General features: G+C 59.2%; 21 protein-coding genes and 2 tRNA genes. 6 read left to right on the forward strand and 17 right to left on the reverse strand.

Annotated features, from left to right (window positions below; translation table 11 throughout):
• Positions 1 to 14 precede the first annotated feature (14 nt).
• The 4 genes from nagZ to AS026_RS10165 form a co-directional block, all read right to left on the reverse strand.
• On the reverse strand, positions 15 to 1,028 hold the full coding sequence (nagZ, locus tag AS026_RS10150) for a beta-N-acetylhexosaminidase (RefSeq protein ID WP_062369590.1): 1,014 nt from the start codon (positions 1,026 to 1,028) through the stop codon (positions 15 to 17).
• A gap of 108 nt (positions 1,029 to 1,136) precedes the next feature.
• Entirely contained in the window at positions 1,137 to 4,079 is a 2,943-nt protein-coding gene (locus AS026_RS10155; protein WP_062369580.1) for an SPOR domain-containing protein, read from the reverse strand.
• Positions 4,080 to 4,138: 59 nt separating this feature from the next.
• Positions 4,139 to 5,896: an arginine--tRNA ligase gene (argS, locus tag AS026_RS10160; protein WP_062369581.1), complete on the reverse strand. Its 1,758-nt coding sequence runs from the start codon at positions 5,894 to 5,896 to the stop codon at positions 4,139 to 4,141.
• A gap of 65 nt (positions 5,897 to 5,961) precedes the next feature.
• Positions 5,962 to 7,179 (reverse strand): deoxyguanosinetriphosphate triphosphohydrolase, encoded by a 1,218-nt coding sequence (locus AS026_RS10165; RefSeq protein ID WP_025659091.1) that lies wholly within the window; start codon positions 7,177 to 7,179, stop codon positions 5,962 to 5,964.
• Positions 7,180 to 7,394: 215 nt separating this feature from the next.
• On the opposite strand from AS026_RS10165, the gene erpA reads away from it, so the two are divergent.
• Positions 7,395 to 7,727 (forward strand): iron-sulfur cluster insertion protein ErpA, encoded by a 333-nt coding sequence (erpA, locus tag AS026_RS10170; protein WP_018859392.1) that lies wholly within the window; start codon positions 7,395 to 7,397, stop codon positions 7,725 to 7,727.
• A gap of 121 nt (positions 7,728 to 7,848) precedes the next feature.
• On the forward strand, positions 7,849 to 8,640 hold the full coding sequence (gene xth, locus AS026_RS10175; protein ID WP_062369582.1) for an exodeoxyribonuclease III: 792 nt from the start codon (positions 7,849 to 7,851) through the stop codon (positions 8,638 to 8,640).
• A 38-nt stretch (positions 8,641 to 8,678) separates the two neighbouring features.
• Here xth and exoR read toward each other — a convergent pair whose 3' ends face one another.
• The 5 genes from exoR to AS026_RS10205 all read right to left on the reverse strand — a co-directional run bounded on the left by exoR (position 8,679) and on the right by AS026_RS10205 (position 16,589).
• The gene (gene exoR, locus AS026_RS10180) at positions 8,679 to 9,482 is read right to left on the reverse strand and encodes an exopolysaccharide production regulator ExoR (protein WP_062369583.1); all 804 of its coding nucleotides are present in this window, start codon (positions 9,480 to 9,482) and stop codon (positions 8,679 to 8,681) included.
• Positions 9,483 to 10,189: 707 nt separating this feature from the next.
• Positions 10,190 to 11,464: an OmpP1/FadL family transporter gene (locus AS026_RS10190; RefSeq protein WP_062369585.1), complete on the reverse strand. Its 1,275-nt coding sequence runs from the start codon at positions 11,462 to 11,464 to the stop codon at positions 10,190 to 10,192.
• Positions 11,465 to 11,866: 402 nt separating this feature from the next.
• Positions 11,867 to 14,710 (reverse strand): valine--tRNA ligase, encoded by a 2,844-nt coding sequence (locus AS026_RS10195; RefSeq protein ID WP_062369586.1) that lies wholly within the window; start codon positions 14,708 to 14,710, stop codon positions 11,867 to 11,869.
• A 117-nt stretch (positions 14,711 to 14,827) separates the two neighbouring features.
• Complete coding sequence (locus AS026_RS10200) at positions 14,828 to 15,703, reverse strand: PopZ family protein (RefSeq protein ID WP_062369587.1); 876 nt, start codon at positions 15,701 to 15,703, stop codon at positions 14,828 to 14,830.
• Positions 15,704 to 15,923: 220 nt separating this feature from the next.
• Complete coding sequence (locus tag AS026_RS10205; protein ID WP_018859399.1) at positions 15,924 to 16,589, reverse strand: protein-L-isoaspartate O-methyltransferase family protein; 666 nt, start codon at positions 16,587 to 16,589, stop codon at positions 15,924 to 15,926.
• A 368-nt stretch (positions 16,590 to 16,957) separates the two neighbouring features.
• On the opposite strand from AS026_RS10205, the gene AS026_RS42280 reads away from it, so the two are divergent.
• A complete protein-coding gene (locus AS026_RS42280; protein ID WP_018859400.1) occupies positions 16,958 to 17,104 on the forward strand; it encodes a hypothetical protein in 147 nt (48 codons plus the stop codon).
• 220 nt (positions 17,105 to 17,324) lie between these two features.
• On the opposite strand, the gene AS026_RS10210 is transcribed toward AS026_RS42280, so the two are convergent.
• The 3 genes from AS026_RS10210 to AS026_RS10220 all read right to left on the reverse strand — a co-directional run bounded on the left by AS026_RS10210 (position 17,325) and on the right by AS026_RS10220 (position 18,766).
• Positions 17,325 to 17,507 carry a hypothetical protein gene (locus AS026_RS10210; protein ID WP_018859401.1) on the reverse strand — a complete coding sequence of 61 codons (183 nt, stop codon included), beginning with the start codon at positions 17,505 to 17,507 and terminating at the stop codon, positions 17,325 to 17,327.
• Positions 17,508 to 18,104: 597 nt separating this feature from the next.
• Positions 18,105 to 18,178, reverse strand: a tRNA-Cys gene (locus tag AS026_RS10215).
• Between the two features lie 123 nt (positions 18,179 to 18,301).
• A complete protein-coding gene (locus tag AS026_RS10220; RefSeq protein ID WP_062369588.1) occupies positions 18,302 to 18,766 on the reverse strand; it encodes a BA14K family protein in 465 nt (154 codons plus the stop codon).
• Positions 18,767 to 18,959: 193 nt separating this feature from the next.
• Between AS026_RS10220 and AS026_RS10225 the strand changes: the two genes are divergently transcribed.
• Together AS026_RS10225 and AS026_RS10230 are read left to right on the forward strand one after the other, a co-directional pair.
• Complete coding sequence (locus AS026_RS10225; RefSeq protein WP_025659099.1) at positions 18,960 to 19,601, forward strand: DUF47 family protein; 642 nt, start codon at positions 18,960 to 18,962, stop codon at positions 19,599 to 19,601.
• On the forward strand, positions 19,602 to 20,606 hold the full coding sequence (locus AS026_RS10230; protein ID WP_018859404.1) for an inorganic phosphate transporter: 1,005 nt from the start codon (positions 19,602 to 19,604) through the stop codon (positions 20,604 to 20,606).
• Here AS026_RS10230 and AS026_RS43210 read toward each other — a convergent pair whose 3' ends face one another.
• Positions 20,607 to 20,903, reverse strand: a complete 297-nt coding sequence (locus tag AS026_RS43210) for a hypothetical protein (RefSeq protein ID WP_025659101.1) — start codon at positions 20,901 to 20,903, stop codon at positions 20,607 to 20,609.
• A 117-nt stretch (positions 20,904 to 21,020) separates the two neighbouring features.
• Between AS026_RS43210 and AS026_RS10240 the strand changes: the two genes are divergently transcribed.
• Positions 21,021 to 21,095: transfer RNA gene (locus tag AS026_RS10240), tRNA-Asn, on the forward strand.
• 458 nt (positions 21,096 to 21,553) lie between these two features.
• Here AS026_RS10240 and AS026_RS10245 read toward each other — a convergent pair.
• The 4 genes from AS026_RS10245 to tnpA are packed head-to-tail and all read right to left on the reverse strand — an operon-like array spanning position 21,554 to position 24,560.
• Positions 21,554 to 22,117: a UPF0149 family protein gene (locus AS026_RS10245; RefSeq protein ID WP_062368490.1), complete on the reverse strand. Its 564-nt coding sequence runs from the start codon at positions 22,115 to 22,117 to the stop codon at positions 21,554 to 21,556.
• Complete coding sequence (tnpC, locus tag AS026_RS10250; RefSeq protein ID WP_028749712.1) at positions 22,114 to 23,688, reverse strand: IS66 family transposase; 1,575 nt, start codon at positions 23,686 to 23,688, stop codon at positions 22,114 to 22,116. The genes AS026_RS10245 and tnpC overlap by 4 nt, the downstream gene beginning before the upstream one ends.
• Positions 23,689 to 23,736: 48 nt before the next feature.
• Positions 23,737 to 24,093 carry an IS66 family insertion sequence element accessory protein TnpB gene (gene tnpB, locus AS026_RS10255; RefSeq protein WP_028749713.1) on the reverse strand — a complete coding sequence of 119 codons (357 nt, stop codon included), beginning with the start codon at positions 24,091 to 24,093 and terminating at the stop codon, positions 23,737 to 23,739.
• On the reverse strand, positions 24,090 to 24,560 hold the full coding sequence (gene tnpA / locus AS026_RS10260) for an IS66-like element accessory protein TnpA (protein WP_062368489.1): 471 nt from the start codon (positions 24,558 to 24,560) through the stop codon (positions 24,090 to 24,092). The genes tnpB and tnpA overlap by 4 nt, the downstream gene beginning before the upstream one ends.
• Between the last annotated feature and the right edge of the window lie 81 nt (positions 24,561 to 24,641).

The following is a 24,641-nucleotide window of genomic DNA, read 5'->3' on the forward strand; positions in this document are numbered from 1 at the left end:
TGTTCCTTTCGCAATCAGACCGTTGCAAACATCGCATCGAATTCGGCCCGAAGCGAGGCCTCGTCGGCCTTGTCAGCTGTCGGGAAGCCATTCAGCACCGCTTCTGCCCGCAAAAGCGACTGGCCTTGCAAGACCGGTACGTTTGCGACCACCTGCTGCATTTCGTCCATGTGGCCATTGCAATGCAACACGATATCACATCCACCGCCGATGATGTTGGCGGCGCGCTCACCGATCGTACCAGCAAGCGCGTTCATCGACGTATCATCGGAAAGCAACAGTCCTTTGAAGCCGATATGGTCGCGGATGACGCCGTCAATGACCTTGCGTGAGGTCGTTGCCGGACGCTCCGAGTCGATGGCCGCAAAGACAACATGACACGTCATCGCCATCAATTCGTTCTTCATGGCAATGAACGGCGGGAAATCGTGCGCCTCGAGTTCCGTGCGCGAGACGGTGACAACCGGCAGTTCGTGATGTGAATCCCCAAAGCCGCGCCCGTGGCCAGGCATGTGCTTCATCACAGGTAGAAGGCCACCCGCCTTCAAACCGTCGGCAGCGGCACGCCCCATGGCCGTCACAGTTGCTGGATCACCGCCATAGGCGCGATTGCCGATCACGTTGCTGCTGCCTTCCACCGGCACGTCCAGAACCGGCAGGCAATCAACGTTGATCCCGAGGCCCGAAAGATCGAAGGCGTGCAGCCGCGACATCAGCCATGCGGCTCGCAGGCCCTTTTCACTGTCCTGCCGATAGATATCACCAAGCTGTTGCCCCGACGGATAATGCTGGAAGATTGGCGGCCGGATACGCTGGACGCGTCCACCTTCCTGGTCGATCAGGACCGGCGCGTGCCAACCGACGGCGACTCGCATTTCCGCGACGAGGTCACTGATCTGTTGCGGCTCGGAGATATTGCGCCCGAACAGAATGAAGCCCCAGGGGCGCTCGGCGTTGAAAAACGCCTTTTCATCGGGAGTGAGGGATAGGCCGCTACAGCCAAGGATCATTGCTTTTGATTCGGTCATACCCGAATCATAGAGGTGCCTTGCGGAATTACGAGCCGCGTCAATCGGCATTCACAAAAAAAGCGGCGGACCAGAGGCCCGCCGCTTTCATTGAATGCTTGCAGAAACTTACTTCGAGATAAGGCAGCTACCGCCTGCAGCACGGTACTTTTCGCAAATGGCCGCGGCTTCGTCCTTGGAGCCTGCCGGGATACGAAGGCGGTAGAACGTGCCCTTGCCCGCAATATCCGCCTTGCGGATCTCGTAGCTGCGACCGGCAAGCACGCTCGCGAACTTCTTCGAAAGGCTAGCGAAGGTCTTCTTCGCCTCTTCCTCGGAGGGAAGCGATGCGATCTGGACGCCATAACCGCTAGCCGATGCAGTCGGCTGAGCCTGGGTCGCAGCCGGCGAAACAGCGGCAACGTCCTTCGGCTTCTGGGCTGCCGGCGCTTCAAGCGGTGCCTTCGCCGCATCGGTCACGGGGCGCGCTGCGGGAGCCGGTGCAGTGTCGCTCACCGTCGAGCTCTTCACGGCGCGAACCGGCGGATCGACATTCGCCGGAGTGGCGGCAGCCGCCTTGGCCAGCGCGTTTTCAGAGGGAGCCTGAGCCGCCGTCGGCTTGGTTGCTTCAACCGGAGTCGAACGGATGTCAGCGGCAGCAACCTGTCCCGACGCCGGGAAATTAGCAGCTGTGCCGCCAGCCGGCTTTGAGCCAGCCGTGATCTTCTGCGTCTGAACCGGCGTTGCCTTCGGCAGCGTCGGGGCCGCTTCAGGAGCCGGCTCGTCGCGGGCAACCAGAGTGCCGTCCGGTCGGACGATCATGGTGCGGACCTTGCGGGCGGAAACCGATGGAGCCTGATTGGCATTGTCTGCCTCGTCGGCAGCGGCCGTATCCTCGCTCGGCAGCAGGCGCGGATCCTCGGTGTCTCCGACAGGTGTCGCCATGGGCGGCGTCGCGATATCGCTGTCGTTGTCCTCAGGCAGCGTTTCCGGTGTCAGCGTGCGCTGCACGACGTCCACCGGCTGCTCGTCACTGGATACAAGCGCCTTCTGCTTCGGCGCCTCAGCAGCGGCCCCACCAACGCTGTCGTAAACAGCCTTGTCCTGGTTCGGCACGGTCTTGCCACCGGGGTTTTCCGGTACGACCTTAACCGGCTCGTTGTCCGCCGTGATCACGCGCGGCTCGCCGGAGGCGATGCCGAGGCCACCATCGCGGGCCAGGAACGTGTAACCTGCATAGGCGACACCGCCGAACACGACGATTGCCGCAGCGGCAGCCAGCATACGCTTCATCGAGCGTGCGCGGCTCATGTCCTCGGCTTCACTCGCCGACTGGATCTGTACCTGAGAAACGTTCTCGCGGCGCTGTACCGGCTCGTTGACGCTCCGGCGGAAGTCTTCTTCCAAAGCGCGCTCGAACTCGTCCAAGCCCTGCAATGGTGCCTGCTTGGCGACGGACGCTGCCGGTGTTGCAGTCGGCGCGACGGAGACGGGCGCACGGGTCCGCCATTCCTCGACGACCGGCTTCGCGGGCATTTCCACCGGATTTGCGGGTGCAAGAAGGTTGGCGATCTCGGCGTCGACGTCGAAATCGAAATCGGAGGTCGCTACGACCGGCTCCGGCTGCTCAATAGGGGGCAGCACGGGCACGTGCATCTCTTCGACGGCTTCCGGATGATATTCCGCATCCGAGATCATCGAGGGATCGAACGGGAGATCGTCTCCGGCATCGGCCGTGAATGCGGGTGTAACAGGCGCCTTCGCGACGAACGCTGCCTCGGCCGTGGCCTGGTGGATCGGGGCGGCAGCAACGACCGGAGCGGGCGCCGGCTGGAAAGCGGGCACCGGGGCAACCGGCTGAGGTCTGACCACCTCGACATGCTGTGCCTGAACTCGCGCCGGCTCGACCGCTTGCGGTTGCACCTTCAAGGGCTCAGCAAAGTCAAAGTCGGCAAGCTCCAGCTCGATACCTTCAAGATCGAGTTCAAAGTCATGTCCAGCGAAAGGATCGTCACCTTCCGGTTCGGCCTTGGCCGTGGGAGCGGCCAGAGGCGGCTCGACCGGCTTCGGCAACGACGCCACTACGCGGGGGGGCTCCGGCGAGTGCGGAATCTCTGCGACATCGGCCGCAGGCGTGTTCTGACGCTCAGGAACAGGGTAATGCGATACGTCGGCGAGGAGTTCGTCGATATCGAAGGCAATATCGTCGCTCTCCGTCGGCGCGGCTTCGGTCAGCGCGGCATCGGCCTGAAGGGCACCGTCATCCTTCGCTGCAGCAGCCAGATCGAAGGCGCTGTGATCGATGATAGGTTCAGCGAACGGCGCCCCTTGAGGCACCTCAGGCGCATCGTAAACCGCCTCGGCTTCTTCGTGCCGGTCGATTTCAGCAGGAAAGCCTGCGGCAACGGGCACTTCGAAAACAGCAGCGCTCTCCGACGCAGCGGCGACTGGCTCCGACGCTACAACAGGAATAATCGGCGCGGGTGAAGGCTCATCGCGACGTGCCGGATGAAAGTTGGCGATCGGCAACCGAATGCTGGCCGCAGACCACTGCGGCGCCTTGGCGGGGGCCACCGAAGGAGCGGGAGCCGGCGACGCGCCGATTGACATCTCGAGTTCTTCGATCAGATCCCGTGCGCCACCTGAAATCTGCTCGCCCTCACGGACGGCATTCGACGCCCAAGCGGCAGGGGTGAGGTTGGAAGCCGCGTCCAAAGACTGATGGGCCACCGGCTCGCTCGCGACTTCAGGCTCGACAGCAAATTCCGGCTCAGCCTGGGCGACCGGCGAAAGATCGGCTTCCACAAGAGCCTCAAAGGCAGCTGGTTGCTCGAAAGGGGGTTCGGGCAGATCGAAGGAAGCCTCAGACTGAGGCGCATCGTAGCGCTCGAATTCGCGCAACAATTCATCCTCGAGATTGAAGGCCGGCTCCTGTCGGGGGGCATCTTCGACGGTATTTGCTGCTACCCGCGGCTCGAAGCCGACGATGCGGGCAAGTTCCGCCAAAGGATCATCGTCAGCAAAGAGGTCCGTATTCTTACGCGTGTCATACGCCCGCTGTTTGTCTGCCATACTCATCCCACTCGCAACTGCTAAGGTTTATGCCAGAGCATTGTGGGTAAATGGTGACGCTACCGCATCTCATCCGGCGCAGCGGTACCCGCAATGGCAAGTCCCGACTTCAAAACCGACGCAACGGCGTACACCAGCCCTAATCTGGCTATACTCGATTCTCGGTTCTTATCGTTAATAAATCGTAAGTCTACTTGATCCTTACCTTTATTCCAGTGCGCATGGAAAGAACTCGCCAGATCATAGAGGTAAAATACGACGCGGTGAGGCTCCTGTGACTGCGCCGCAGACTCGACCAAGCGTGGAAACTCCGCGGCCTTCGCAACCAGCTGCAATTCCGCGGGATCCGAGATGCCCGCAACAGCATTAGCAAGGTTGGCCGGGGTCACGTCGAGGTCAGGAAATGCCTCCTTCGCCTGCCGGAAAACAGACATGCAGCGCGCATGTGCATACTGCACGTAGAACACCGGATTATCCTTCGATTGCTCCGTTACTTTGGCGAAATCGAAGTCCAGCGGTTCCGAACTCTTCCGGTAGAGCATCATGAAACGAACCGAATCGCGACCGACCTCCTCGACGACGTCGCGGAGCGTGACGAAGTCGCCCGAGCGCTTCGACATCTTGACCGGCTCGCCATTCCGGAACAGCTTCACGAGCTGGCAAAGAAGGACGGTCAGCTTTGCCTTACCTTCGGAAACGCCGCGAGCGACCGCTTCCAGGCGCTTGACGTAGCCGCCGTGATCAGCACCGAGAACATAGATCATCTCGTTGAAATCGCGGTCGAATTTGTTCTTGAAGTAAGCAACGTCGGCAGCAAAATAGGTGTAGGAACCGTCCGACTTGATCAGCGGGCGATCCATGTCGTCGCCGACTTCCGTCGAGCGAAACAGCGTCTGCTCGCGATCTTCCCAATCCTCGGGCAACTGGCCCTTCGGCGGCGGCAATGTGCCCTTGTAGACGTGTCCCTTGAAAGTCAGGTCGTTGATCGCCGTGCGGATCGCGGCGGCGCCATTGGCATGCAGCGTGCGCTCCGAGAAGAAGACGTCGTGATGCACGTTCAGAGCATCCAGATCATCGCGGATCATCGCCATCATCGCATCAATGGTGCGATCCTTGACGAGCGGCATCCACTGCTCTTCCGGCATGTTGTGCAGCTTGACGCCGTAATCATTCGCGAGCGACTGACCGACCGGGATGAGATAGTCGCCAGGATAAAGGCCGGGCGGAATCTCTCCGATCTTCTCGCCGAGCGCTTCGCGGTAACGCAGGAACACGGAGCGCGCCAGCACGTCGATCTGCGAGCCGGCATCGTTGATGTAGTACTCCTTGACGACATCAAAGCCGGCAAAAGAAAGCAGGTTGGCTAGGGCGTCGCCGACAACGGCGCCGCGGCAATGGCCGACATGCATAGGACCAGTCGGGTTTGCCGACACATACTCGACGTTGACACGCTTGCCAGCGCCAATCGTCGAGCGGCCGTAGTCTGTTCCGGCCTCAATCATCGAGGCAAGCAGGCGCTGCCAGTAACCGACGGAGAGCCTGATGTTGATGAAGCCGGGTCCAGCTACCGAGACGTCAGCGACGTCGGCGTCTTCCTTCAACTTCTCCGTGATGATCTCAGCCAAGGCGCGCGGATTGGTGCCGAGCGGCTTTGCGAGCACCATCGCGGCGTTGGTTGCAACATCGCCGTGGCTCGGGTCGCGTGGCGGTTCGATCGCGATGCGGCCGAAATCCACCTCGGATCGCTTCTCCTTGACAAGATCGATCTGTTCGAGGGCGGTTTTAATCCGGGCGTCGAAATCGGTAAAAAGGTTCATCGCACTCTTCCATGCATAGGCTTTGCCACAAGGCATTTGTCCGGTCCTAGCCGGGCGACCGCTGCCTATCGCAAATCTGGAGTGTGGTCAAACAATCGCCTGTGGGCACTGATCGCGTAGGTGTCGGTCATCCCCGCCAGATAGTCGCCGACATGGCGCGCCCTCGCCGCTTCGGCAAGCCCTGCGATGTGATCCACCCAATAGTGGCTCTGCATCTCCTTTGGATTGGCCATATAGGCCGCGAAGAGATCGGTCACGATCTGCGCAGCACCGGCACGAATACGCATGATCTCGGGGTGCCGGTAGATGCGCTTGAACAGCATCGCCTTGATCTGCCGGTCAGTCTCGGACATCTCGTCGGAGAATGTCGCGATTACCCGATTGGCCAAGCGAACATCCGTTGCGCTTTTCGGCTTGATCTCCGCAAGACCCCGTTGGGCAACGGAAATGACGTCTTCGACCATCCGCGTGATCTGGCGGCGCATGATCTCGTGGGTAAAGCGGCTGGGCTCAAGGTTCGGATAGCGTTCCCGTACCTCGGCCATCAGACCGGCCAGAAACGGGATCTCCTCCAGCATCTCAAAGCTCAGGTAGCCGGAGCGAAGCCCGTCGTCGATGTCATGCGTGTTGTAGGCAATATCGTCAGCGATGGCGGCCACCTGTGCCTCAAGGCTGGCATAGGTATCCAGTTCCAGGTCGTGGATTTCGCAATAATCCAGGATCGGCTGTGGAACTGGCCCGCGCGTGCCGGCACCGTCCTTCGTCAGAAGCGGGCCGTTGTGCTTGACCAGCCCTTCAAGGCTTTCCCATGTCAGATTGATGCCATCGAAATCGGCATAGCGGCGCTCCAGCTTAGTGACGATGCGCAGCGATTGGGCGTTGTGATCGAACCCGCCGTAGGGCAGCAGAACCTCGTGCAGCGCATCTTCGCCGGTGTGACCGAAGGGCGTGTGGCCGAAATCATGGACGAGCGCCACGCCCTCAGCGAGATCTTCGTCCAGCTTCAATGCCCGGGCCAGCGCGCGGGCAACTTGCGCGACCTCGATCGTGTGCGTCAAACGGGTGCGATAATGATCGCCGTCCTGGGCGATGAAGACCTGCGTCTTGTGCTTCAGCCGGCGAAATGCGGTCGTGTGAACAATACGATCCCGGTCACGCTGAAAATCCGACCGTGTCGGGCTGAAATCCTCGGGATAAAGCCTGCCGCGAGTCTTCCAAGGGTCCGCTGCATAGACGGCCCTCTCGCTGTCGCCATAACCCAAAGCATGCCTGTCGATCGTCATTCGTCACCATTACTTATATGCGGCAGCCCGCCCATTGACGCCGCCCTGCACTCTTCATACCTATAAGAGCATAAACGGCAAAGTGATGCTTTGGCAGTCACTTTGCCCGAACTGGCGCTTTCGTGGTATAGAGCGCAAGTGGCTATGAAATCAGCCGCTTGAAACGAGCGGCTAACAGATATTCTCTCCGGATCTTGACCCCGGCAGGAGCAAATATGACGGACACAAGTGTAACCCTTTCCGATGCCGCGGCAAAACGAATCGCGGCGATCGTCGGCACCGAACCCGGGAAGAGCGCCCTGCGCGTTTCCGTAGAAGGCGGCGGCTGCTCAGGCTTTTCCTACAAGTTCGACCTTGCAGATGACCCGCAGGACGACGACACGATCGTCGAAAAGAACGACGCCAAGGTGCTGATCGACAGCCTCTCGTTGGTCTACATGGCCGGATCCGAGATTGACTTCGTCGACAATCTCCTTGGCCAATCCTTCCAGATCAAGAACCCGAACGCAGTTGCAAGTTGCGGCTGCGGCACAAGCTTCTCGATCTAATCCCTTTCCCTGGTATCCACATCGAACCGGCCGAAAGATTCCCTTGCGGCCGGTTTTATCGTCTTGTCCGCGATCGAAAGAGCGCGATACAAGAAGGCGACGAAGCGGAATAGGACACCCCATGAAGATCGCCACCTGGAACATCAATGGCGTCAAGGCGCGCATCGACAATCTCACGCAATGGCTGAAGGACTCCGATCCCGATATCGTCTGCCTGCAGGAAATCAAGACGATCGACGAGGGCTTCCCGAGGCTCGAAATCGAAGCGATGGGCTATCATGTCGAGACACACGGCCAGAAGGGCTTCAATGGCGTCGCGATCCTTTCCAAGACCAAACCTGACGAAGTGAGCCGCGGGCTGCCGGGCGATCCGCTCGATGAGCAGGCTCGCTTCCTGGAAGCCGTCTTTTCGCTGCCGGGCAACCGCGTCGCCCGCGTGTGCTGCATGTACCTGCCGAACGGCAATCCTGTTGAAACCGAGAAATACAGCTACAAGCTCGCCTGGATGGAACGGCTGCGCTCATTCGCGGCCGACCGTCTGGCCTACGAGGAAATCCTGATCCTCGCAGGGGACTACAACGTCATCCCGGAGCCGCATGACTGCTTCGACCCGAAGGCCTGGGAGAACGACGCGTTGTTCCTGCCGCAGACGCGCCAGGCATTCCGCAAACTAGGAGGCCTTGGACTGACAGATGCCGTGCGCGCGACGACCGATGCCGTTCAACTCTACTCGTTCTGGGATTATCAGGCGGGTGCCTGGCAGAAGAACAACGGCATTCGCATCGACCACCTGTTGCTTTCGCCTGAGGCTGCCGATCGCATGACATCATCAGCGATCGAAAAGCACGTTCGTGCCTGGGAGAAGCCGTCAGACCACGTGCCAGTCGTAGCATACTTCGATTTCGCGGCCTGAGCTTTTTCGTTCAGATTGGCGACAGCGCTCAGCGCGCTTTAATCGGCGCCGTTGACAGCGATCTTGTGAGAAAGCGCCACGGCCGAGCGGCGATCGCTTTCCGTTGCGACGGAGAAAGCCTGCTCCTGCAGGGTCTCCATCCAACCGCAGTCCGTGGGCTTGCAGCGGTCGAGCGCCGCGGTCATTAGCGCGAGCCCGTTGGCTGCCTGCCCTTCCTGGAAGAGGATATTGCCGAAGACGGCCATGGCACCGGGATGGCCGCTCTTGCGGGCCTGGTTGAGCCACTTCTTTGCCTGCTGCGCGCTGGTGCTGCCGCCTTCGCCCGCCAGCATCATCTGTGCCAGCTGGAACTGCGCCTCGGGCACCCCGAAGGTAGACGCGACCTGGAAGTAGAGTTGACGCGCCTGGTTGAGATCGGTCTTTACAGGGCTACCGGGAATTCCGTGCTTGTAATAGTTGGCAAGCGACAGAAGGGCGTTGACGAAGAAGCCTGTATCTTCAGAGCCAGGCTCAACGCCCTGCTGCGCAATCTCGCTGTAGATCTTGAAAGCTTCGAAATCATCCTGCGCGACGCCATCGCCGTCGGCATACATGTTGGCGAGCGCCCAGCGTGAGCCCGTGTGTCCCTTTTCCGCCGCGTATTTATAGGCTTCGACCGCCTCTTCCTTCTGGCCGTTCTTGTAGGCTTTGAAACCGAACTTGAAGAGGTCGAACGGGCCAGACTCCTTCGATACACCCGACTTTATGTCGAATGCACCCGCTGGGGAGACAATTGCCGCGCAACAGGCAATGGAAATCCCCATGAGCATCATTCTGAAAGGTCTGAACTCGGACGTCAGCATTTCACTCGATTTCTTTCGCTTCCACCCATGCGGACTTTCGATCCGCGGATGCATTCCTCCCGGCGAGCGATCCCGCGGTGGGCTCAAAGGCCCCTTTGCCCGCGTCGCATCCAGCCTTCCGCCCTCCTGCGAGAGCTTCAATTCCAAGCGCATCGACACTGTCCACCCGCTGCCCGGCGCGGCTCCCCCGCGATGCCATTCGCCTCACTCCCGCGGCCCGGCTCTGCGCCTTTCCGCTGTCGAGAAAAAGGTAATCACCAATTGTGACCAAACCTGTGTCGTTGTTACCGGAAGCCGATTCCGACGACACCGATCGGTCTGAATGCGAGGAGAAAGAGAGGTTCGGAAGCGCAACGTCAGAGCGAAGTTCTGAGACGGAATAGCCTTGCGGGAAAAGGGAAATGGCGCTAGCCGCGGCATCGTTGCCGTGGGCCTCACCCACCCTGACTGTATCCGCTAGGAATTCGCTCATCGTACTCTTTTACGCGCACCTTACGCCTGTCATTCCCTCGCCCGCATATAGCGCTGCGCCTAGTTTGTGGCGGGAAATGGACAATTTCAGCTTGGCATCATCTTACGCAAATGCTGGTAAAAAACTGTTGCTGAATCGTCACAAAACGAGACACGGAATCGGCATGCTTAACGACCCGTACACAAAGAAAAGCCCGGCAGTTTTGCCGGGCTGATCTGCGGTTCATCTTTGAAACCTAGAATTTCACCTTGATGCTGGTCGAGACAGCGGCCACGAGATCATTGCCGAAGTCGTAAGAGACGTCGGTTCCGTAGGGAACACCATTCTCCACCAGCACTCCGGAGGAACCGCTCGTCAGAACGCCGAGGGCACCGGCAAGGCGCCATTCAATGTTGTCGGTCGGGTTATAAGCAGCGCCGACCCCAACCGTCCAGCTGTCCGTCTGAGAGCCATAGCCGTGGCTCGTACCGCGGTCCCAAGTCAGGCTGACAGCGCCGGTCCACTGCTCATTGAACTTGTGACCAATGCCGCCGGTAATGGTCCAGCCATCTTGATAGAGCAGATCAAGAGACGTGAGCTGAGTTCCGCTCGTGGCGGTGCAAGCCCTGCCCTTCGTGTATGTAGGGCAGAGTGAGATCGACTGGAGGACACTCCAGTTGGTCCATTTCACAGAACCAAATGCCAGCCAATCTGGCGCAATACCACTCTGAAGCTTTAGCTCCAGTGAGTCGGGAGCTTCCGCCTCGCCGAAGACATTCGTGACTGCGCCATAGGGCGCGGCATTCAGCGGTGCGACTGGCGCCCGGACCTGCGTCAGGTCAACCGTACCACTCAGGCTGTCATACTTCACACGGCTGTTATAGACCAAGCTCGCGCGCATCGCGTATTCTGGAATTTCATATGCGATGCCAGTCCGCCATCCCCAAGCATTGTCTTCAAGGTCCAACCGACCTACGCCCGTTCCGGTGCCGAATGCGATTGGAACCGTGCTAACTAGGCGCTCCTTGAAGCCTTCCACTTCCTGATAGAAGGCGCCGCCAATCAAGCGAAGCTGGCCAGGGCCCACATCAAACTTGTACGAGCACGTCGTGGCATAGTTATGCGTCTTGATCTTCGTTTCGATGTTGTTGTTGGCACCTGCCCAATTGATGCCGGGATTCGTGTGTGCGCCAAATGGCTCGGAGTAGTCGAAGAGGCAGTCCACATCTTCATACCCGGCCTTGAAACCGATGTAGGGGACTGCATAATTCTCTGTGTCGTCCGCCGAGTGGGACCGATTGTTCAGGTTTCCGCCGCCGGGCCGAATGGAAGGATCAGTGTCCCTCACATTCTTCAATTCGCGCTGCGGCATGACATAGATCACGGCCGACTGCGCTGAAAACCGCGACTGATCAAACAGCAGATCGATATTATAGCCGCTGCGGTCAAGACCGCCCGCGAAGGACGGCTGCGCCAGCGTTGAAAATAGAACCAGCGACACAATGCTGGCCGAAGTCATACGAGATGCCAAGGTGTCTCCCCCACTCGGGCAATTGCAATGGCGGGACTGTGCCGACGATGCCGATAAATGGCAACTTTGTGATCGGGCGTGATTAGAAACTGCACCAACAGATGCTTTACGTAAAAATTTGACGGGCACGTCAATATTCCAACAATTTAGAAGAAAATTCCACGAAAGGTAAAACTACCCACGCAATTGAGGTCGACCATTCCACGATAACGCCGCCCTGTAACAGAGAAACAACAGTCATATTTTTCGCCAAACGGCTCAAGAAAACGTGTGAAATCAAGGATTCCCGTCAGCGATCCCGGCAAGCCTGGCCTTGAAATCCATCAATCTCGACCGAGCCTGAAAAAAGGCGCCCGATTCGCAATCGGACGCCTTAGAATATATTACTACCAAGCGTTGATTTTATGCCGCCTCAGACACACGCGATAGTGCAACCCGCAGGCTGGCGATCTGGCCTTGCAATTCCTCGAGGCGATCACGTTCAGCGGCGACCACCTCAGGATTGGCATTCGCGACGAACTTCTCGTTCGAGAGTTTGCCGTTGATGCGGGCGATCTCACCGTCGGCCTTGGCGATCGCCTTCTCGAGGCGAGCTTTCTCCGCGGCAAGGTCGATCAGGGTGCCGAGCGGCAGGCAGACAGTTGCCTCGGCAACGATGATCTGCGCGGCTCCCTTCGGCGCCTCGCTGCCCAGCGAGATGGCGTCGACCCGGGCAAGGCGCTTGATCGCGGCGTCGTGCCGAACCAGCCGCTCGCGCGTCAGGCTGTTGGCGTCGACAACGACCAACGGAGCAACGGCAGACGGCGGAACGTTCATTTCGGCGCGAACCGAGCGAATGCCGGAAACCAGATCGATCAGCCAGTTGATCTCATCGGCCGCGGCATCGTCGGCGTAGGACGGCGCCGGCCATTCGGCATGGCAAACCAGCGTGTCGCGTTCGATGCCCTCGCCTGCGGTATGCGCCCAGAGTTCTTCCGTCATGAACGGCATGAAGGGATGCAGGAGCTTGTAAATTTCTTCCAGGATGTAGGCCGCGCAGGCCTGCGCTTCCTTCTTAGCACCCTCGTCCGTGCCGTTGAAGACTGGCTTCAGCAGCTCGAGATACCAGTCGCAGACCTGATTCCAGACGAAGCGATAGAGCGCCCCTGCTGCATCGTTGAAGCGGTAGGATTCCAGGGCTTCCGTTACGTCACGTTCCGTACGGGCAAGCTCCGTCAGGATCCAGCGGTTGATCGTCAGTTCAGCTGCTTCTGGCACGAAATGCGGATCGCTCTTGGCGCCATTCATCTCGGCAAACCGCGTCGCATTCCAAAGCTTTGTGCCGAAGTTGCGGTAGCCGGCAATGCGGGCTGGATCGAGCTTCACGTCACGACCCTGGGCCGCCATGATCGCCAGCGTGAAGCGTAGCGCGTCGGCGCCGTATTCATCGATCAGTTCCAGCGGATCGATGACGTTGCCCTTGGACTTCGACATCTTCTGGCCGTTCTTGTCGCGGACCAGCGCGTGGACATAAACCGTGTGGAACGGTTCGACCGGAACGCCATCATCATCCTTCATGAAATGCAGGCCCATCATCATCATGCGGGCAACCCAGAAGAAGATGATGTCGAAGCCGGTGACCAGAACGTTGGTCGGATAGTAGCGGTCCAGCTCCGGCGTCTGTTCCGGCCAGCCGAGCGTCGAGAACGGCCACAGCGCGGAGGAGAACCAGGTGTCGAGAACGTCTTCATCGCGCGTCAGGATTTCGCCGGGCTTGAAGTTCTCGAGCAGGTCTTCGACGTAGGCCTTCATCGGGCCTTCGTGCGAGAGATAGTGCTGGATCGCCGCCTGCAGCGCTTCTTCTTCGGTCTTTTCAACGAAGACCTGACCATCCGGACCGTACCAGGCCGGGATCTGATGGCCCCACCAGAGCTGACGGGAAACGCACCACGGCTGGATGTTCTCCATCCACTCGTAATACGTCTTGTCCCAACTGCGCGGAACGAGCTTGGTCCGGCCTTCACGGACCGAGGCGATCGCCGGTGCCGCGAGCGTCTTGGCGTCGACGTACCATTGCTCCGTCAGGCGCGGCTCGATCGGGACGCCACCACGGTCACCGTGGGGAACCATGTGTTTGTGCGGCTCGACCTTGTCGACCAGGCCGCCTTCTTCAAAGATACGAACGATGATCTTGCGGGCCTCGAAACGATCCTTGCCCTCAAGTTCGTCCCAGGCGCCGTGCAATGCGGCGGCATCCGGAATCCCCTCCAGGAAATCCTCATTATCCTTGAGCGTGATCCGCGCGTCGGCAGTGAGCACGTTGACGACGCGCAGACCGGCACGCTTGCCAACATCGAAGTCGTTGAAATCATGTGCCGGCGTCATCTTGACAGCGCCGGTTCCGGCCGTCGGGTCCGGATAATCATCGGCGACAATCGGAATTCGCCGACCAACGATCGGCAGGATGACATGCTTGCCGACGAGCGGCTTGTAGCGCTCATCCTTCGGGTTCACCGCGACGCCCGTGTCGCCAAGCATCGTTTCCGGGCGAGTGGTCGCGACGACGATATAGTCACGCGTTTCCCATTCCGTTGCCTTGCCGTCGTCATCGAAGGCGATGGGATGCTGATAGGTGACGCCGGGCTCCAACGGATAGCGGAAGTACCAGAGATTTCCGTTGACCTCGTGCTGCTCCACCTCGATGTCGGAGATCGCCGTCAGGAGTTTCGGATCCCAGTTGACAAGGCGCTTGTCCCGATAGATTAGGCCTTCCTTGTAAAGCGTTACAAAGACTTCAAGAACGGCGGCCGAAAGCCCCTCGTCCATCGTGAAGCGCTCACGCGACCAATCGCAGGAGGCGCCGAGGCGCTTCAACTGGTTGAAGATAAGGCCGCCCGATTCCGCCTTCCACTCCCAGACCTTATCGATGAAGGCTTCGCGCCCCATGTCGCGGCGACCTGGCAGCTGCTGTTCCATCAGCTTGCGCTCGACAACCATCTGGGTGGCGATGCCAGCATGGTCCATGCCCGGCTGCCAGAGCACATCCTTGCCACGCATGCGCTCGAAGCGGACCATGATGTCCTGCAGCGTGTTGTTCAGCGCGTGCCCCATGTGCAGCGAGCCGGTCACGTTCGGCGGCGGGATGACGATGGTAAAAGTCTCGGCGCCCGGCTTGGCGTTGGCGCCCGCGCGGAAGGCGTCCGCCTCATCCCATTTCGCAGCGATTTTCGGTTCAACGGCAGCGGAATCGTAGGTCTTGTCGAGCATTTGGGGACCAAAATCTGGAGGTTCTTAGATGCGGGTTGTAAATAGGATGGCTACGGGCAAGTCAATAAAAAAGCCGCCCCGGAGACGGGAGCGGCTTTTGAGCAAAGGCGATTCCGATCAGCGGCGCGGGCCACGCGCCACGCGTTCGATCTCTTCGCGCACGAGACGTTCGACCAGCGTCGGCAGATTGTCGTCCAGCCATTCGCGCAGCATGGGGCGCAGCATGTCTTCGGCGATCTCATCAAGCGACCGGCGCTCGGCACCATCGATTGCGGCGGCAAGCTCCTCAAAGGAACGAGCGATCTGCAGTCCAGCGTCGTGCGAGAGCAGCGCTGGCTGCTGCTCGTGCTCAACAACGCTTGGCATTGTTTCTTTCGCAGCCTCGGCGACAGCGGCAACTGCTACCTCGGCCGCGGGAACGACAGCTGGTCGCGGCTCCATGGCAACAACCGGAGGTAGCTCGAATGGAACCTCTACCGGCGGGCGAACAGCAACAATTTTCGCCGCAGGAACTGAAATGGGTGAGGTAACGGCTTCCGTAGGGCGCGGGGACAGCGGTGCCTCGCCGACAGCGTCCGGCGTTTCAGTCCTCACCTCGGTGGCTCTTGCTTCCGGCGGCCGAAATGCCGGCGGCACTTCGCGCTGCAACTGCGCAGCGTTCCTCTCCGAGGCGGCACGGACGCGCGCAGCGACATCGGCAAGAGACATGGCGCGCGGCTGTGCCTCCGGCACGGGAGCCGAGCCTGCCGAGTTGGCAGCGACAAAACGCGGATCGGGCTCAGCGACCGTTTCGGGGAATTCCACGCCAGCGTAGGTCTCGTCCACCGTCAAATGAATGTCCGAGTCGCGATCGTCCTCGTCAGCACCATAAACCGCCGGCAGTGACGCGGAGAGTGCCCTGCCCGCACCGGGGTCATTGCTCTCGATGATCTGGCGGATCGACGCCAGAATCTCTTCCATGGACGGTTCACGCGCTACGCTTGGCTGAGCCATATCTATCCCCGTTACTCCGAAAAACGACCGGATTGCGTGGAGTGGGCATCCGAATCACCCATACCTTAGGATAGCCGAGGATCTAAAAAAATCATCGCGAATCAAATGAATGATGCCATGCACAGCTTTTCTGCCACGCTGCCTGGCGCTCCGATTCCATGGCGGGAAAGAAAACGGGCGCCAGAGGCGCCCGTCGAGAATCGGTCATCGGAGCTTTGGCTCAGAATACGAATTCACGCGCCTTGGCAAAGCCGGGAAGCGGCTTCACGGAGGCGTTGAAATAGACGTTTTCGGAAATTGTGCCGCGCTCGCTCACGAAAACCTTCGCACGCGCCGAACCGCCGTAGCCCTGTACGGTGACCAGACGGCCACCATCACGAAGCTGCGACAGCAAGGAGGAAGGAACCTCCTCGACCGAGCCGCTGACGAAAATGAGATCATAGGGAGCGCCTGACGCGTTGCCCGCATTGAGCGGCCCCGTGACGACCGACACATTTGTGTAGGCGGCAAGGTTGGTCTTGGCTTCCGCCGCCAGCGTTTCCTCCTCTTCAACGGCGATCACCGTACCGGCAAGCTGCGAGAAAAGAGCCGATACATAGCCACTGCCAGCGCCGATCTCGAGGACGACGTCATCCTTCGTGACAGCCGCAAGCTGGAGCAGCTTTGCAAGCGGCGACGGCTGCATGAGGTAGCGCGCCGGCTTGCCGGCCGCTGCAGGACAGATTTCAACATCACGATCGATATAGGCGAGCGGCTTGGCCTTCTCAGGAACGAAAGCCTCGCGCGGCACCGTGAGGAAGGCCGTCAGCACTGAATGCGAGGTGACGTCCGTCGTGCGAAGCTGGTTGTCGACCATGTTTGCGCGTGCTGATTCGAAATTCATCATGTCCTCTCGCCCGTAGAAGCGGCTTTGTCTGCACGTCTCTTAATCTCAGCACACCGGCCTTTCAAGGCTTCGCGAATGCCTGCGCCAAGAATTCCAGTACGAGTGTCGCGGAAGTGACCCGACCGCAATCCTTCATGGAACAAACGCGGGCGCCGTGATATTATTGCAACCGGAGGAACAGAGGAGGAGTAGGCCATGCCTAATATCATCGAATATCTCTCGTTGTTCGACTTCTTCATCATCGCAACACTGGTCGGCATCTTTTGCTGCGGTCTTTTCGATCGTGAAACGAGCTGACTGCCTGCCTTCAGGCCGTTGTCAGGTTCTGCCCCAATAGTGTCGTTTCCTTGGGATTCGACGGACGGGACATGGCAATCAAACCAATCTTGCTGGGCAGCCTTTTCATCTGCGTGCTGCTCGCGATCATTCTCCTGATTCCCTTTGTGCGTGTCGGCGCTCCGAATGTCGCGACGTCGGGCGTGTCGCCAGTGCCGTCACTGCAGCGAGTGAACTGAACGCCAACGGCGGCGTTTTCGCTGGGTGACAAATGGACCGCCACTGCAAAGTTCTTTTTAGGCAAGAACAAACGACGAAACATAGCTCTAAGCACCAATAGCGGTCGTCAAACGGGAGCTGTAGCGTATCGGCGCCGACCTCGGAGCCTCCCCAGCCCCTCCCCGGTCGACAACCCGGCCGGGGCCCTTGATAGCCGCGGCCGGGGCCGCCCCGGCGGGCCTATTGCAGTTCCGTTTCCTCTTCTATGTCGACGAGAATGCCGTAGCGCAGCGCTTCTTCCTTTGCCTCCTTCAGGGCCTCGTCGATCAGTATCACCAGCACGTCGGCGTGCCGCTCGCGCTTCGCCATTTCCCGCGCCACGCTCAGGGCAAAGATCAATTGCGGCATTTGGGTCGCCGGCATGGGAGGCGCTCCTAACAACTCAACACAAAGCTTAGGGCCTATCGAAAATTCGGCAATCCGACGATTTGGGTATGGAAGACATGCGCCAGCGCTAGTGTTGTGTGGATTCTCACTATGCCGATGGAGCAATTGCCAAAGCAGGTGGACTTGGCGGCGCGGGAACGGACGCAACAAAGAGAGTGCTGTCGACACTGAAGGCTCTTACGTCGAGGCGGCAACCCAGAAGCCGGGAGGGCCAGCCTACTTGGCTAGCCCCTCCAGCATTTCGGGACAGTGAACATACCCCCGCCGAGTCTGCCACGGGCAATGGACCTGTTCAGCAAGTGGGTCCGGTGCCTCAAAGCCCCACCGTCCTCCGCAGACTTGCAAGAGACACAATAGCCCCGTAGCAGGGGCTATCCTAGACGGACCTAGGTCCTAATCCGATTGGAGTAGGCGGTTGCCGAGGTTAGGCTCGAAGTTTCGTTGGATGGAACCAGCACGTTGAATTCGCCGCTGTTGTCGACCGAATGGCGGCCTGAAGACGCGACCACAACACCGCGGCACTGTGGGAAACACAGCCGCAAAATCAATGACTGCAGAATGTATGGGAAGGTTTGGAGGCCTCGCCCGGAATTGAACCGGGGTACAAGGATTTGCAGTCCTCTGCGTCACCACTCCGCCACGAGGCCTCACGACGCTTCATGACCGAAGCGTTGGCGGGCATTTAGAATGAATAGAAATCGAGTGCAAGGGGGTAGTTGAAAAACCGGCGGTATTTTGGATCGTCATGCCGCCGGTTCCGTAGTCAACCACTAGTACGGCGAATAGCACTGCCGCCGCGGACCGTAATAGGGCTGATAGGTGTTGTCATAGGCCCGATAGGACCGGTAGCGGCTGTAACACCAGTCGACGTGTGAATTGCCCACCGGTCTGGCCTGCGGCTGCGAAGCGATCAGACCGCCGATGAGTGCGCCGGCAGCAAGACCGCCGAGCAGCGCGCCAGCATCGTTGTAATCGTTGCGGTAGTAGCCGTCGCGATAATAGCGATTTCCGTAGTACCGATTTCCGTAGTCGCGATTCCCGTAATGGCCATGGCGGTAGCCGCCACAACGATAGATGTTGCAGCGGTCGAAGCCGCGGCTGTTTCTGACGCCGGAATCTCCAAACCCACCGCGACTCTGAGCGGAATGCTCATCGCCTGAGTTTTCGGCAAAAGACGGACCGACGCCAGCGAGGCTCGTCGCAATTGCCAACATCAATACCGCAAGTTTTTTCATTCCGGCACCTTCTAATTTCATACGCACTTCGCGTGAAGAACGCTCAGGATAATAACGCCCAAACAGCTTCCAAGTTCCGCCTTACGCCTTCCATCTCCGGGCGAAAAGAATCGCGGCTGGTGCAATTGTGACACTTTTATTGCAAGTCCCGCTATTTTATGACGACCTTCAAAAATAGCTATGGATGGATGGAATGCTCAGCTGGTTTCGTAAACTTCTTCCTCGCGAGGATCAGTTCTTTGATCTCTTTGCACAGCACTCCCGAACAATCGTCGGCGCGGCGGAAGCGCTCAACGAACTGCTTGCAGGCAAGGATATCGAACACCATTGCGACCGGATCGTCGCGCTCGAAAACGATGCCGACAACATCACGCGCGAGGTGCTGCTTGCGGTCCGCCGGAGCTTCATCACGCCTTTCGACCGTGTTGATATCAAGGATCTGATCCAGTCGATGGATGATGCGATCGACATGATGCATAAGACAGTCAAGACGATCCGTCTCTTCGAGCAAACCGAATTCGATCCGCGCATGCAGGAAATGGGAGCGGCGATCGTCCAGGCAGCACACCTCATAGCCGAGGCGGTCCCCCTGCTCAGCCGCATCAACGCCAATGCCCCGCGCCTGATGGCGATCACCGAGGAAGTCACCCGCGTCGAGGGACGCTCCGACGAACTGCACGACAATGGTTTGAAGGGACTCTTCGTACGGCATGGCGCGTCGAATGCGATGGCCTATATCATTGGCAGCGAAATCTACGGCGAACTCGAGAAGGTCGTCGATCGCTTCGAGGACGTTGCCAATGAAATCAGCGGCATCGTGATCGAGAACGTCTAGATGGACGCCACCCTCGCCTTTCCATTGCTGGCGGCTCTCATCGCGGTCGCTCTCTTCTTCGACTTTCTGAACGGCCTGCACGATACCGCGAACTCGATCGCGACGATCGTTTCGACGCGTGTGCTCAGGCCGCACCACGCGGTCGTCTGGGCCGCTTTCTTCAATTTCATCGCGTTCCTGTTCTTCGGCCTGCACGTGGCTGAGACCTTGGGGACGGGCATCATCGATCCCAACATCGTGACGCCGCTGGTGATCTTCTCGGCGCTGATGGGCGCAATCATCTGGAATATCGTCACCTGGATCTTCGGTATCCCTTCCAGTTCCTCCCATGCGCTGGTCGGCGGGCTGGTAGGCGCTGGCCTCGCAAAGGTCGGCTTCAGCTCGATCGTATGGGGCGGATTGCTAAAAACAGCCGGCGCGATCGTCATGTCGCCGCTGATCGGCTTCATCCTGGCGCTCTTCCTCGTTCTTGCCGTTTCCTGGATCTTCGTTCGGCAAACGCCGTTCGCCGTCGATCGGACGTTCCGCCTCATGCAGTTCGTTTCCGCCTCTCTCTACTCGCTGGGCCATGGCGGCAATGATGCGCAGAAGACAATGGGCATCATAGCGGTGCTCCTCTATTCGCAGGGTTATCTCGGCGGAACCTTCCACGTACCGCTCTGGGTGGTCCTGTCCTGTCAGACAGCCATGGCTATGGGAACGCTCTTCGGCGGCTGGCGAATCGTTCACACGATGGGATCGAAGATAACCCGCCTTAACCCGATGCAGGGATTCTGCGCGGAGACCGGCGGCGCGCTGACGCTCTTTGCGGCCACGTGGCTCGGCATCCCTGTTTCCACGACGCACACGATCACCGGCGCCATCATCGGCGTTGGCGCGGCACGGCGCGTTTCAGCCGTCCGCTGGGGCCTGGCGGGCAACATCGTCGTCGCCTGGGTCATTACGCTTCCGGCAGCGGCACTCATTTCCGCATTCTTCTACTGGGCTGCAGGCCTGTTCAGCTGATCAAGGGGCGGGTTTCCTCCCCTTCTTCCACCAGACGGACAATCGCCGCCGCATCCGCCGGACGAGAGGCAGGTCGTGCGATAGAATAAGGAACCCCAGCGGAAGCATCCAGAAGCCGAGCACGGGCAGGAATCCCAAAAAGCCGCCCAGGATCAGCACAACGCCGATCGACATCCGGGCAAGGCGCGACCGCGGAAATGGGAAACTTACGGACCCCAGAATGAGACGGCCCGTGGTGTGGTCGATGCCAAATCGCTTGGCGGCCGGTTTTCCAGTGGTATCATGTGCTTCAGTCATCCACAGGAGATGGGGTTATACAGAACGAATACAAGCGGATGTCATTTTTTTGAAAAAACCGCTTGGCAAATCGGGCAAGCATTTGTATTAGGCCACTCACACCGCGGCGAGCGGTGATCCCTGGTAGCTCAGCGGTAGAGCATTCGACTGTTAATCGACAGGTCGCCGGTTCGAATCCGGCCCGGGGAGCCAGTTTCAGAGATAAACGCCTGCTTTTGTTGATATTCCAAAAGCAGGCGTTTTTTTCCCACTTTCCCTCCCCACTTTTGAAATCGCGTTTGGCCGATTGGTTCCTGTGGATAATCTTCTACGACGTCCACGCCACGCTGTGGTGGAATCAGAAAATTTGCGTCCGCTGCTCAGCGTTCGACCATAGGCCGGGAATTTTTCCTCGCCTAGCGGTTTCCCTCACGCAGCGCTTCCAACACGCTGTGGGACTATGCATCGCCCAACATCCAGGTCCGCGTTAGGCCCGGCGCCGGCTCCCTAACCGCCGGGCTAGTGCTTGTGTGTCCGGTCCGATCTTTCACAATTCTCCCACCCAAATGCGCGCTATAATAGCATTTGCGCTTGTCTCGATTGTGAGCGCAACGAATGGCCCACGGCTTTCGTGATTTGACTAAATAGGTTTCTGGCTTTCTGGCTCTCGGTCAGAACTTCTGCTTTGCCCGCTTCGGCATAAAATAGGTTCGGATATTGACGAGTGCTTCGGCGACGGCAGCAGCATCCTGGTGGGTCGCTTTCCGTTTTACCTCGCCGAGCTTGCGGATCGGCGCAATGATATCCCCAGTGACGGCATGACCTCGAAGGACAGGCTGCCAAAGCCTTGGCGCGTGTCGTGTTCCAATGAGAAAGCAGATGTCCCAATCAAATGGATCAAGGGTCTGATCATCGATCTGGGTGAACCTTGGCCGGTGGTCTTTCGGTCTCTCGGAAAGGCTTGCAGATATCCGATTATACTCTGCAACGATCGTCTGCACGGCCCGATGTTCGGTTGTTTCCATCGGCAGGTTTAGGGCATCCGGGCCGGTCAGTTCCGGGATCCATTGCCGTGGGTCGATGAACCTGGGGCCGATGATGAGGGCCGTAAGATAACCATCGAGTCTGCTCATTGACCAGATAGGCGATGGCGGACGACGTCTCCTGATAAAGGCTTCGAATGCGTCGTCATCGAGCTTCGGTCGCGGCGTCATCTCCTGGCTGTTCTGTGTCATGCCGCTTGTCGCTCCTGCTGTGTCATCGCTTCGCGTTCCGCCTTCCAGGCCCAAGGCAAAAGGCTCTCCATCTCGTTGGCTTTCACTTTGCCGGAGATGATGCGCTCCAGCACATCGGCAAGCCAGACGTCGGGGTCCACGCCGTTAAGCTTTGCCGTGTTCACGAGCGATGCCAGGACAGCGAAGGTCTTTCCACCCCGCTCGTTGCCCACGAATAATGAGTTCTTTCTCGTCAAAGCCACGGATTTCATGGAACGCTCGACGACATTGGAGTCCACCTCGATCCGGCCATCCTCTAGAAAGGCTGTCAATCCGCTCCAGTGGTTGAGCATGTAAGTGACTGCCTTGCCAAGTGCCGATTTCGACGACACCTCGTCGCTCAGTTCGGTGAGATGGACCTTCAGTTCTCTCATGATGGGAGCTGCCTCACGACGCCTGCCGCTAAGCCGGGTATCTTCATCTTCCCCTCGTAGTTTTGCTTCGATGCGATAGATTTCGGCAATCCTGGCAAGGATCGACAAGGCCTCCGAAGAGCCGGTCAGTTTGACGACGTCAACGAACTTTCGCCGTGCATGAGCGAGGCAGAAGGCCAGCCGCATGGGGGCAACGTTGCTCTTGCCGCGTCGTTTGACCATGGTTTTATAGGCTTGATATCCATCAACCTGAAGCACGCCGGCGAACGACGACAGTTGCCCCTCGATCTCGCGAGCGCTGCGGCTTTCGGCAAAAATGTAGGCCACCGCCGGCGGCGCCGGACCGTTCCATGGCCGATCGTCAACCGCTTGTGCCCATAACTGGCAGACCTTGGTTCGTTTGCGCCCCGGATCGAGGCGCGGAAGTGGCGTCTCGTCACAGAACACCCTCGGCTGCGAGCGGATGAAGGCGGTGAGTGCATCGTAGAGAAGTTCGAGCCACCAGGCGACCCGCGTGACCCATGCCCCGAGCGTACCGCGATCAATGATGACGCCGCAGGAGGCCAGCATCTGCGCCTGGCGATGCAGCGGCAAATGCCAGGCAAACTTCGAAACGGCGACATGGGCTGCAAACGCCGTGGTCACCATGCCGCCGTCCATGATGCGTGCTGGTGCGGGTGCTTGCACGATGCCACTCTCGCAAGCCCGGCATGCATAGCGTGGCCGGATCGTCCGTTTCACCCGGACTACTGCAGGCACGATGTCGAGCGCCTCGCTGACATCAGTGCCGATGCAATGAAGTTCGAACGAACAGCAGGGGCAAGTCTTGCTCGCTGGCTCGATGAGCTCGTCATAACGCGGAAGGTGTTTCGGCAAACGGCCGATATTGCGGGCTGGCGATCGCCGTGCCTGCGTTTTGTCTTCATCGACCGGCGCGACATCGTCATTGGCAGCAACGGGAATGTCGCCTAGATCGCCAAGATCGAGCATTGCCTGCGTTGGATCGATCGTCGTCATCTTCTCCGATTTCGTCCCGAAGAGCTGGCGCTCAAGGAAGGCAACGCGCGCCTTGAGATCGGCATTCTCTTCGTCGAGCGAGAGAATGATCCGGGTCAATTGCGCAGCATCCTGGGGCAAGGGATCGGGTCGAAGCGGCATGACAGACCCTACCACACGGGTCTGAATCTTCAAGCAAAACCAATAGGATCAGCCTGCTTTTGAGGGCCTCCTCACCGCGTTTCGTTTGACGCGCGTCCAGTCAATGCCGGCCAGCAAAAGCGAGAACTCCTGGGCACTCATCTGCATAGCGCCATCGCGGATCGGAGGCCAAACGAACTTGCCCGCCTCCAACCACTTCGTCGCTAGGATCATGCCTGATCCGTCCCAATAAATGCAGCGAAGCCGATCAAGACGCTTGGCGCGGAACACGAACACGTCGCCACAATAGGGATCGGCCGCAAGGGCTGACGCCACCAAAGCTACCAGGCCATTCATGCCGCGCCGGAAGTCGACGGGTTGCGTCGCAACCATGATCTTCACGCCATTTGGCGAAACTCCGATCACCGGCGCCCTCGCAACGCCGCTACCATCGCCTGCGCCAGTTCAGGCGCTACCGAGCCGATGACCGTCATGCGTGCGCCCGCAATCTCGATCTCAATTCGGCCAGCGAGAACCTCTGGGGCATTCGATGGCGAGCCTTCGTGTCGTGCGCCATCCCCAACCACTGTCACCGGCACGAACACGGCAGGCGGCAAACTAGTCTTTGCCGACCGTTGAGAGGTTAGTCCGGCTTCCCGTCGCCACACATTCAGCAAGCCGCGATTGACGCCCCAGCGCCTCGCAACAGCCGAAATGTTCACTTCAGGTTCTGCGCTCTCCGCGAGAATCCGCGCCTTCTCCTCGTCAGTCCAATTCCGCCGCTGCCGCCGACCGGTGATCACCTCGATCCGCCGATACTTTCCCTCATGCCTGGCTTCATGCATGCCTTCATCCATGACTTCAAGCATGGCATCAGCGCGATCTCCAACCATCCCGGTCCACTCCTATCAATGATAGAGCTTATCTCGAGGCCTCATTCACAAAAGAAAAGGTGGGCTGTTCGTCGCGCTCAC

It is taken from the genome of Rhizobium altiplani, from assembly GCF_001542405.1.
In the GTDB taxonomy this organism is placed as follows: Bacteria; Pseudomonadota; Alphaproteobacteria; order Rhizobiales; family Rhizobiaceae; genus Rhizobium; species Rhizobium altiplani.